Raw genomic sequence first — 11,599 nt, forward strand, 5'->3', positions numbered from 1 at the left:
CCAAAACCGACGGCTATAGTTCTGCCCCAAGGAATTATAATTTTTTAAGTGCCTGCTTTATAAGAGATTCTACCGTAGCATCAGGTTCTTCCCTAACAATTCTTTCCACCACCTTTTCAGATTGCTTGCGGGTATATCCAAGAGTCTCTAATGCTGATAACGCTTCTTCACGATTTGTATTGCTTTTTGGAGCTGAAACTTCATCAATACCAAAGACTTTAACGATCTTATCCTTAAGATCTATGATCACCCGTTGGGCAGTCTTTGCTCCAATACCTTTTATCCCCTGCACCGTCGCCACATCACCTGCCGCAATAGCTTCCATAATTTGCCGCGGTTCCAGCGATGACAGCATACTTCGCGCAGTGCTCGCTCCAACTCCGGACACAGAGATCAATAACCTGAAGATCTCCCGCTCGCTTTTTTCCCAAAATCCGTATAAGGTATGAGAATCCTCCTTCACCTGCAGATGCGTAAAAAGCCTGAGAGATTCTTGAGAAGGGATCAAAGAATAAGTATGGAGGGAGATATGAATAAAGTAGCTTACCCCGTTGCAATCGATCACCACATTTGTAGGATTTTTTTCAACGAGCCTGCCCTGAATGCTATAGATCATGGAATAAGGATGGTTAGTAAGCCAAAAGTAAGAAAATAAACAGGATAGAAAAATAAGAAATAACACCCATGAAATAAGCTTTCAAAAAACGGCTTTTTGAGAGGTCTTGGAAATAAAAAGCGGAAACAAATTTCTCTGTTTCCGCCTCAAAATTTTATGATGGGTTTCCTACTGGTCGCGTTGGGCTTTTCGCTCTTTTTCCTGAGCATCAACCACTGCGACAGCAGTCATATTCACGATCTCCTCTACGCTGGCTCCCAACTGCAGAACGTGTACGGGTTTTTTCATTCCCATAAGGATTGGCCCCACAGATTCAGATTTATTGAGTTCCTTGAGCAGTTTGTAGGTGCTGTTACCCGAATCCAAACTTGGAAATACAAGGGTGTTTACTTTCTTACCTGCCAGCTTGGAAAACGGAAATTTCTTCTGAAGCATTTCCCTGTTAAGGGCAAAGTCGGTTTGCATTTCGCCATCCACCACAAGATCCGGATAGAACCTGTGCAGGTAAGCAACGGCATCTTTGACCTTTTCTGCACGTTCATTCTTGGAGGAACCAAAGTTTCCATAGGAGATCATCGCGATCACCGGTTCCATCCCAAACAACCTAACAGTACGGGCTGTCATTTGAGCAATTTTTGCAAGCTCCTTAGCCGTGGGATCTATGTTTACGGAGGTGTCACTAATAAAAATGGGACCTCGGGAGGTGTTCATTAAATTGGTTGCGGCAACTTTTGAGACTCCGTTTGCTTTTCCAATCAATTCCAGCAATGGTTTTAAAACCGTAGGATAAGACCTGGAGTATCCTGAGATCAACGCATCGGCATCACCCTCATTCACCATCATGGCTGCAAAATAATTTCGCTCCCGCATAAGCAGTTCGGCGTCATAGCGGGTTACACCTTTGCGCTTCCTGGTGTTCCAATACACTTCTGCATATCGGTTTCTGCGGCCGCTTTCTTCAGCAGATTTATTGTCGATGATTGGCACATCATCTGCATGAAAGTCGATTTCCCGCATGAGCTCCTCGATCACGTCCCGTTGTCCTAAAAGTATTGGACTTGCGATGCCTTCGTCATGTACAATCTGTGCCGCTTTAAGCACATCAAGATGATCTGCCTCTGCAAAAACCACTTTTTTGGGGTTCATTTTTGCCCGGTTCATGAGCAAACGGGTGATCTTATTGTCATTCCCCATTCGCTCCAGCAGCTCATCAACATACTTATCCCAATCATGAATAGGATTTTTTGCAACTCCAGACTCCATAGCGGCTTTGGCCACCGCAGGCGGAACTACAGAGATTAAACGCGGATCAAAGGGTTTGGGTATAATATAATCCTTCCCAAAGATAAGTTTGGTCTCCCCGTAAGCGATATTCACCTGCTCGGGCACCGGATCTTTGGCTAACCTGGCTAGTGCCTTTACAGCTGCCATTTTCATTTCCTCGTTGATCTTGGTGGCTCGCACATCCAGCGCACCTCTAAAAATGAACGGAAATCCCAGTACATTATTTACCTGGTTAGGATGATCGCTTCGACCGGTAGCCATAATGATGTCCTTGCGGGTGGATACAGCAAGATCATAATCTATTTCCGGTTCGGGGTTTGCCATGGCGAAAACGATAGGTCGCTTTGCCATTTTCTTAAGCATTTCGGGTGTTACAATGTTCCCTACTGAAAGCCCCAGGAATACATCGGCACCATCCATGGCTGCCGATAAGTTCTCATATCTTTTCTTTATTGCGAAACGTTGCTGAAGATCTGAAAGGTCCTCCCGTCCCGAATGCAGTACTCCCTTAACATCAAACATGATAATATTCTCAAGTTTCACCCCGAGTAATACATAGAGGTTTGCACAGGCAATAGCCGCCGATCCAGCACCCGAGATCACTACTTTAACCTTATCGATCTTCTTTTTGGCAAGTTCAAGGGCATTTAATAATGCTGCCGAAGAAATGATTGCAGTACCATGCTGGTCATCGTGCATCACCGGGATATCCAGTTCTGCCTTTAACCTTCTTTCTATTTCAAAAGCTTCGGGAGCTGCGATGTCTTCAAGGTTGATTCCGCCGAAGGTTGGGGCAATATTTTTTACAGTATTCACAAAAGCATCAACATCTTTCGTGTCCACTTCAATATCAAAAACATCAATGTCGGCAAAGATCTTGAACAGCAATCCTTTCCCTTCCATTACGGGTTTGGAGGCTTCGGGACCAATATCCCCGAGTCCAAGAACCGCGGTACCGTTAGAGATCACCGCTACCAGGTTGCCCTTGGTGGTATATTTATAAACGTTTTCAACATTTTTATGGATCTCCAGGCAGGGTTCTGCCACTCCCGGGGAGTAGGCTAAAGAAAGGTCGCGCTGGGTAGAATATTTTTTGGTAGGCACCACCTGGATCTTTCCCGGGTGCGGTTTTGCGTGGTAGACTAAAGCCTCACGTCTTTTGCGTTCGTTCCTCATAATTCCCTGTTTGTTCAGGACGTACAAAGGTAAGAGTTTAGGATTTATGGGGTACTGATGTGGGTCATTTTTTAATGCTCTCTATTGAGCCGTGTTAAATCGCGGCTTTACTTCCCGAAGCTTATGTTCTCCGGCGGCACCAGCTCATTCAACTTCTCTCTGTATTCCGGCGGCAGCAATTCCAGGCCTAACTGATAGGAAGCATTCATCCACCCAAAGCCTGAGGTCGTAATATAATCGAACTCCGTACCTACGTTTCCGTATTCAGCGTAGACCTTGTGGGTGCGGTCTACCACATCATATTTTTCGGGAATTGTGCCGTTGTAATCCACCGCATTTTTGGTGATCATATAAAGCCAGCGATAGATGAGCTCATATGCGGTTGTTTCATATCCATAATTGAGTAAACCATGCCACAGCAACATCTGGTGCGGAGCCCAGCCGTTGGGATAATCCCATTGCCGCTGCACCTTATTGGTCGCGGTTTTTTCTACAGAAGTTTTTGCTGTTGATAGAATACCTCCCGGTGCCATCAAATGCTCTCTTAGTTCTTTCACCATTTGTTCAGCCTGTGCTTTTGAAGCCAATCCCGCCCACAACGGGTACAAATTAGTAGCCGAAATAAATCCTGTTTGTTGTTCCTTTACAAAGTCATAGTCAAAGAAGCTGCCGGCCTTCTCATTCCATAGATACTCATCCATCAATTGCTTCCTTTTTTCAGCTTTTTGATGCCAGTATTCCGAAGTATATTTTTTTCCCGAAGCTGTCGTGTAACTACCGTCAAAATACTCCTCAATCAAAGCTTCAAAATCCTTTTCATATTTATAAAGCAGGGAATTGAGATCTACAGTATTTAAATTTGCAGCACGATTTTCCAGGCGCCAGGAGGTATCATGACCGCTTTCCCTAACACTGCGATCATGCACAAAATATTCATCCAGTTCCTTGTCTATAATTTCGCCCGACTTATAGCCGGCTTCAAATTCGGCCACGGGCAAATCATGTTTAGCAGCATATTTCTTTAATACCTCTTCAAAATGCCCTTTTTCGGTCTCCGGCGGAATACCTGTTCCCTGGCCCAGGTACCGGTTTAGGCCGGTTTTTGTCAAGCGTTCGCCTTCTACCATCCACACCTCTTCATATTCCTTAATTGCAGCGTCCAGAGCCTTCCTTAACCATGCTTCATCCTGTTCATCCATAGCCTCGTAAACCTGGCGAACAAATGAAGACATGAAGGGAGGTTGGGTGCGGGTGAGATAGTAAGAACGGTTGGCGTTGAGGATCTTTCCGTAGTGATTGATTTGGTACACAAAATTATCCACCATCGCTTTCGCAAGATCAAGACGGCCGTCGAGGAGCAAACCTACTCCTTCAAAATAGCTGTCCCATCCATACATTTCGTTAAATCTACCCCCGGGAACTACGAAAGGGACTCCGCGACCATTTTCAATCTTAAGAGCCAGTAATCCCGGTTGATCATTTATGGATTTCACGTATTGCGGACTTATCTGCTTCGGAAGGATCACTACTTCCAGATTTTCAAATTCCTGCTGAAGCTGTCTGTAATACTTGATCCCAACAGTATCTGAAGCCGGCACGTACAGCCGTTGTACACTATCTTCGGCCTTGGAATCCTTCAGGATCTTCCTGAGCCCCTTCTGATCAATGCTACGGGTGAGATCATCCCAGAACTGTTCTTTAATCCGCCGGGAAATTCGGTTGGCAGGAGCTTCTTTAATTCTATCCAGGGAGATCTGCAGGCTGTCCTTTTCTTGAGCCCGGGCTATGGCCAACTCCTGAAGCAGGTTTGAGAGAAAGTAAACCTCCTCTATCGCCACAGAATCCCCTGCTGAAAGAGGGACCAAAAAAGGCATTTTTGGCTTATCTTCTATGGTGATCTTTTTATCCCCGTCTGTATCTATCTGAACCAGCAGGCGCGGCATGGTTTCCTCTACATTTAACTGCAGTTCCTGTGCTAAAACCGGGAAAGAAAGACAAAAACAAATAAGGGCTGAAAAAAGCTTTTTTGAGGCCATAGTTTTTCAATGAGACAGAAAGTTACAAAACTCTCTGAACAAAATGAATCTACTCCTCCTTCAGAAAGCTGATGTTGCGGGTGAGTCCGCTGTATTTGGTGCGTTTAACTGCCGACTTTTTAAAAACTTTTCTAAAGGTCTCTTCAGTGATCTCTTCCCAGTCTTTTTTGCTCATGCTCAACAGCTCGGGATGCGGATTAAAAAGCGGTTCATTGTGAGGTTTGGAAAACCGGTTCCAGGGACAAACATCCTGGCAAATATCACAGCCAAAGGCCCAATCTTCAAATTTGCCTTTCATCTCCTGCGGCAGTTCATCTTTGAGCTCAATAGTAAAGTAGGATATGCATTTGCTGCCATCCACTTTGTATGGTTCTACAATGGCGTTGGTGGGACAGGCGTCAATACAGGCAGTGCAGCTTCCGCAGTGGTCTGTAACGGGTGTGTCATATTCCAGCTCAAGATCAACAATGAGTTCGGCTACAAAAAAGAAGGAGCCTTTTTGCTTGGAAAGCAGCAGGGTATGCTTACCCACCCAGCCCAATCCGGCCTTAGCCGCCCAGGCCTTGTCCATGACCGGTGCAGAATCTACGAAGGCCCGGCCTTCTACTTCCCCGATTTCCTGCTGAATGAATTCCAGCAAACTTTTAAGCTTATCCTTTATGACAAAATGATAGTCTGTTCCATAAGCATACTTGCTGATCTTGTAGGTGTCCTCGCGTTGAGTTTCTTCGGGATAATAATTGAGGAGCAGTGAAATAACACTTTTCGAACCTTCCACCAGTTTTGTGGGGTCTAAACGCTTGTCAAAATAGTTCTCCAAAAATGACATTTTCCCATGCCTTTGTTTTTTAAGATATTCCTCCAAACGTGGCGCTTCCTCCTCAAGGAACTCAGCTTTGGAAATTCCGCATGAAAGAAAGCCGAGGCGGTTGGCTTCGGCTTTTATTAGTTGACTGTACTGGCACTTCTTATCCACCGTACAAAGTTAAGATTATTTAATTTTTTAAGATCAGCTTACGCAAAATTGAAATCTACCTTGAAGTAAACTCCAAAACAGCATTTTTGGGCTTTAAAGTGATGAGTGGCTTAATCTCAATTTCAGAATTAATAGCTTTTATTCTGAATTTTTTCACCAGTTCAGCTATAGCCATGATCATTTCGTACATGGCAAAATTATTACCTATGCACTTTCGGGGACCTGCCCCAAAAGGAAAATAATGGGAAGAGAATTCTGTCGGGTCTGCTTCTGAAAACCGTTCGGGAAAAAATTTTTCAGGATCCTTCCAGAACTTCTTATGGCGATGGATTTCGTAGACAGAAAATAAGAGCGTGGTTTCTTTTGGGAATTCCATGTCTTCAAACTCATCATCTTCAATATTCATCCTGTCAATAAAATAAGCAGGAGGATAAAGTCTCATGGATTCTTCAACTACGTTCTGTGTAAAGCTGCACTTTTGAATGAATTCCATCAAAGACGAGGCTTCAGTTTCGGCTTTTTGAACCTCCCTTAAAATCTTTTCCTGATACTGCGGATGTTTTGCTAACAATTGTGCGGTAAAAGTAAGTGCATTTGAGCTGGTTTCATGACCGGCGGTAAAGAGAATAAGGATCTCATCGAGAAGTTGCTCCCGTGTCATTGGCTCTCCATCCTCATATCGGGCATCGAGCAGCATATCCAATAGATCGTCATGTCTTACTCCGCTTTTCTTGCGCTCTTCCACAATGCAATTCAGGATTTCCCGTGCCTCACCTGTAAGTTTTAAGTGTTGATCTATTTTCCCGCTGAGGCTAAACCACCAACCAAGATAGGGCTGACGCAATTCGCGAACAACCATTTTTTGGGCAGCCTCTGTGATGAATTGAAGCCTGTTGATGTCACTTTGAGAAGCAGCGCTGCTGAATAAGGATTTCACGACAGTTTGAAAGGCCAGATCATTAAAAACAGGAAAGATATCAAATGATCTTTCGGTTTCGATTTTAACTAATTCCCCTTCTATCGCTGCTTTGATACTGGAAAGAAGATTTACGAGTTGCTTTTTGTGAAAGGCCGGCTGTAAAAGTTTTCTTTGGCGCTTCCAGTGCTCACCCTCTGCAGTAAGTAATCCGGCGCCTAAATACTTTGCAATATCCTCAGTTTGCACCTCTGTTTTCCTGTAGTTCTTTTGATTCTTCTGAAGAGCGTATTGGAGGAATAAAGGATTACGTGAAAAGATCACTCTTCTGCCCCAACCTACGTCAAGTTGAAAAGTATCTCCCAATGCTTCGAACCTCTCGTGATGAAATGGCAAAGGATTCACCAAAATTCTACGGGCATTAGCATAAAACTGAAGCCTGGAAACTTTAGGTATTCCTTTTAATCCTTTCATCTTTTTTCTTTAAGACCTAATAGGTTTTCGGGAAGCTGTAGGGTTAAATTCACTAAAACAATCCGCCCTGGATGCCCCCTCTCACGCGACCGAGATGTTTATAGGCAGCTTCGGTAACTTCGCGCCCCCTGGGAGTTCGTTGAATGAATCCCTGCTGAATAAGGAAAGGTTCATAAACCTCTTCAATGGTTTCGGCACTTTCGCTCACCGCCGTGGCAAGCGTAGTTAACCCTACCGGCCCACCTTTGAACTTATCAATAATAGTAGTAAGGATCTTGTTATCCATTTCATCAAGACCGTGGGCATCAACATTTAAAGCTTTCAGGCTATACCTGGCGATCTCAATATCGATCTTCCCGTTGCCTTTGATCTGGGCAAAATCCCGCACCCTTCTTAAAAGGGCATTAGCGATACGAGGTGTACCACGGCTACGGCCGGCGATCTCGATAGCAGCTTCCATGGTAATGGGCACTTTTAGGATCTGAGCACTTCGCTGAACAATATCTGAAAGTAATTCTGTGGTATAGTATTCGAGTCGGCTGGAAATACCGAAGCGGGCGCGCATAGGAGCTGTTAGTAATCCGCTGCGGGTGGTGGCACCAATAAGAGTAAAGGGGTTCAGGTTGATCTGCACAGATCTGGCATTGGGGCCCGTTTCGATCATGATATCGATCTTGTAATCTTCCATGGCCGAGTAAAGATACTCCTCCACCACAGCGCTAAGCCGGTGGATCTCATCAATAAAGAGCACATCGCGTTCGTCCAGGTTGGTAAGCAAACCGGCAAGATCTCCCGGTTTATCGAGCACAGGACCTGAGGTCACTTTTATGCCCACTCCGAGTTCGTTGGCAAGAATATGTGCCAGAGTTGTTTTCCCTAACCCGGGAGGCCCATGAAAAAGCGTATGATCTAAAGCTTCTCCCCGCTGATTGGCAGCTTTTACAAAAACCTTTAAATTATCCAACACCTGATCCTGACCTGCAAAATCATCAAATTCGAGGGGGCGTAAAGCTCTCTCGATATCCATCTCTTCCGAAGAAAAATGTTCTCCGGTGGGATCAAGGTTTTCGTTCATACAAACTAATGTTTAGAAACAAAGATAAAAGAAAAAGCCTTTTCATGGGGGCGAAAAGGCTTTTAGATATGAGGTAATCAGAACTTAATGGTTAAGCTCTTCTTCCCCTTTTTGAAGAGGTACATTCTGCGGCGCAAAATCCTGACCTGCAATTACGTATTCTCCCTGTTCATTCGTTTTACTGTAGTCATAAGGCCAACGGTAAACAGTTGGTATCTCTCCAGGCCAGTTACCGTGAATAGGCTCAACCGGAGTAGTCCATTCCAGAGAATTGGAATTCCATGGGTTTGCAGTAGCCTTTTTCCCAGCGATTATGGAATGAATAAAGTTGTAAAGGAATACCAGTTGTACCAGCGCGGTAATGATCGCAAAAACTGTGATCAATACGTTGATCTCTAAAAGGTCATCAAAATACGGGAATGCGGTGTTGTCATAATAACGTCTTGGCAGACCTGCCATTCCCACAAAGTGCATTGGGAAGAAAACTCCGTAGGCCCCAATGATAGTGATCCAGAAGTGAACATATCCAAGATTTTTATTCATCATACGACCGAACATCTTGGGGAACCAGTGATAGATCCCGGCGAACATTCCGTAAAGCGCAGAGATACCCATTACCAGGTGGAAGTGAGCCACAACGAAGTATGTATCATGCACGTTTATGTCAAGTGTACTGTCTCCAAGTACAATTCCTGTTAAACCTCCTGTGATGAAGGTAGAAACGAAACCAATGGAAAACAACATTGATGGGTTTAACTGCAGATTCCCTTTCCAGATCGTCGTGATCCAGTTAAAGGCTTTCACTGCGGAAGGAATTGCGATCAATAAAGTCGTAAAAGTAAACACAGAACCAAGGAACGGGTTCATCCCCGATACGAACATGTGGTGACCCCAAACAATAGTAGAAAGGAAAGCAATTCCCAGTATGGATGCAATCATGGCACGGTATCCAAAAATTGGTTTCCTGGCGTTGGTTGCAAGAATTTCTGATGCAATACCCATGGCCGGAAGGATAACGATATAAACTTCGGGGTGTCCAAGGAACCAGAATAAATGTTCAAACAAAATTGGAGAACCACCCTGATAATGCAATACTTCTCCACCAATGAAAATATCACTAAGGAAGAAAGAAGTTCCAAAACTTCTATCCATAATAAGCATCAAAGCTGCCGATAAAAGTACCGGGAAAGATACTACCCCAATAATTGCGGTTACAAAAAGAGCCCATATGGTCAATGGCAAGCGGGTCATTGACATCCCTTTTGTTCTCAGGTTGATAACTGTAACAATGTAGTTAAGAGAACCAAGTAAAGAAGAGGCTATAAAGATGGCCATAGAAACAAGCCAAAGCGTCATTCCCAAGCCCGAACCACCAATTGCCTGTGGCAATGCACTTAAAGGCGGATATATGGTCCATCCCGCAGATGCAGGACCTGCTTCTACAAATAAAGAACCGATCATGATCACACAGGATAGGAAGAACAACCAATAAGAAAGCATGTTCATAAATCCTGATGCCATATCCCTTGCTCCAATTTGAAGCGGGATCAACAGGTTACTGAAAGTACCACTCAAGCCCTGAGTAAGTACGAAGAAAACCATTATGGTCCCATGCATGGTAACCAGGGCCAAATAAATATCCTGGCTCATTACCCCTCCCGGAGCCCAATCTCCAAGGAAGATCTCGAATATCTTAAAAGATTCTGCAGGCCAGGCGATCTGCATACGGAAGAACACGGACATTGCAATCCCGATGATCCCCATAATAAGTGCCGTAAAAAGGTATTGCTTTGCAATAACCTTATGGTCCATACTGAATATGTATTTCGTAAAGAAGTTACCCTCATGGTGGTGATCATCATGAGCGTGTTCATTAACTGGTACGTGTCCTACTGCTGACATATTTCTTTAATCTTAAACTTATTAATTTTCTACCTGTGCTACTTCTGTTGCAGGTGCAGCCGTTTCCATAGTTTGGCTGTACTCCTTTTGCTCTGCTATCCAGGCATTAAAATCTTCTTCGGATTCCACAACTACTTTCATTTGCATATTGTAATGTGCAACCCCGCAAATCTTGTTACATAACAGGTAGTATTCGAATTGCTCATAGTTACCAAGAGGTTCTTCTCCGGCTGCCATACGGGCCTCATTCCCACTTTTCCTTATCTCATTGATCCTTGCCACCTTATCTCTCATGTATTCGGTATCATTAATCTCATCTGTAGTAATGGTAGGAGTAAAAGAGAACTGAGTGATCATACCGGGTACCACGTTCATTTGGGCTCTAAAATGAGGGAAATATGCGGAATGAAGTACATCCTGAGATCTCATTTTAAATAGCACCGGCCTGTTTACGGGAAGGTGGATCTCGGCAGTAATCACATCATCCATGGCATAAGGATCACTTTCATCAACACCCATGGTATTAGCTCCTTCAATGAACCTCACATTAGCTTTTCCAAGGACATTGTCCTTTCCGGCATATCTCGCCTGCCAGCTGAATTGCTTGGCATAAAGTTCGATTACAATCGGATCATCTTCTTCATTGATGTCCATGATATCTGTCCAGGTGAAAAGTCCGTAAATGATCAGTCCTGCAAGAACGATCACCGGGATAATGGTCCAGACAAATTCCAGTTTGTCATTATCAGCAAAAAATAAGGCTTTATTCCCTTTTTTACCCTTGTATTTAAAAGCGAAATAGTGAAGTAATCCCTGGGTGATCACCTGCACAAACATGATCACTGCCATGGTGATCAATAACAGGTTGTCATATTGCACCCCATGTTCTGACGAAGCAGCAGGCAGAGCCCGGTCTCCAAACGTCCAGAAGTTGTACAACATGAATATATAAAATGCAATTCCAAAAGCCAATAGCAGGTTTCCCTGTATCCTGTTATCCTTATCACTGGCGATTTGTGAGGAGTCCAGGGTATTGGTATTTCTGGACAACTGGTAGATCTTCGTGAGTTGCCAGAAAGTTATCGCAAATAATGCTACTACTACAATTACTAAAAATGCCGTCATTTTATAATTTCTCTTTAAA

The 11,599-nt window shown here is 44.0% G+C and carries 8 protein-coding genes; all 8 read right to left on the reverse strand.

Annotated elements, in window-relative coordinates:
• Positions 1-34 precede the first annotated feature (34 nt).
• A complete protein-coding gene (ruvA, locus tag CRO16_RS02415; protein WP_097054744.1) occupies positions 35-616 on the reverse strand; it encodes a Holliday junction branch migration protein RuvA in 582 nt (193 codons plus the stop codon).
• Positions 617-784: 168 nt separating this feature from the next.
• A complete protein-coding gene (locus CRO16_RS02420) occupies positions 785-3,076 on the reverse strand; it encodes an NADP-dependent malic enzyme (protein WP_097054745.1) in 2,292 nt (763 codons plus the stop codon).
• Between the two features lie 107 nt (positions 3,077-3,183).
• Complete coding sequence (locus CRO16_RS02425) at positions 3,184-5,112, reverse strand: trehalase family glycosidase (protein WP_097054746.1); 1,929 nt, start codon at positions 5,110-5,112, stop codon at positions 3,184-3,186.
• A gap of 49 nt (positions 5,113-5,161) precedes the next feature.
• Complete coding sequence (gene queG / locus CRO16_RS02430) at positions 5,162-6,088, reverse strand: tRNA epoxyqueuosine(34) reductase QueG (RefSeq protein WP_097054747.1); 927 nt, start codon at positions 6,086-6,088, stop codon at positions 5,162-5,164.
• A gap of 55 nt (positions 6,089-6,143) precedes the next feature.
• Positions 6,144-7,478 carry a cytochrome P450 gene (locus tag CRO16_RS02435; protein WP_097054748.1) on the reverse strand — a complete coding sequence of 445 codons (1,335 nt, stop codon included), beginning with the start codon at positions 7,476-7,478 and terminating at the stop codon, positions 6,144-6,146.
• Positions 7,479-7,530: 52 nt separating this feature from the next.
• A complete protein-coding gene (gene ruvB / locus CRO16_RS02440; RefSeq protein WP_097054749.1) occupies positions 7,531-8,553 on the reverse strand; it encodes a Holliday junction branch migration DNA helicase RuvB in 1,023 nt (340 codons plus the stop codon).
• An 84-nt stretch (positions 8,554-8,637) separates the two neighbouring features.
• Entirely contained in the window at positions 8,638-10,455 is a 1,818-nt protein-coding gene (locus CRO16_RS02445) for a cytochrome c oxidase subunit I (RefSeq protein ID WP_097054750.1), read from the reverse strand.
• A 21-nt stretch (positions 10,456-10,476) separates the two neighbouring features.
• Positions 10,477-11,580, reverse strand: a complete 1,104-nt coding sequence (locus tag CRO16_RS02450; protein WP_097054751.1) for a cytochrome c oxidase subunit II — start codon at positions 11,578-11,580, stop codon at positions 10,477-10,479.
• Between the last annotated feature and the right edge of the window lie 19 nt (positions 11,581-11,599).

It is taken from the genome of Salinimicrobium sediminis (assembly GCF_900215295.1).
GTDB classification, from domain to species: Bacteria; Bacteroidota; Bacteroidia; order Flavobacteriales; family Flavobacteriaceae; genus Salinimicrobium; species Salinimicrobium sediminis.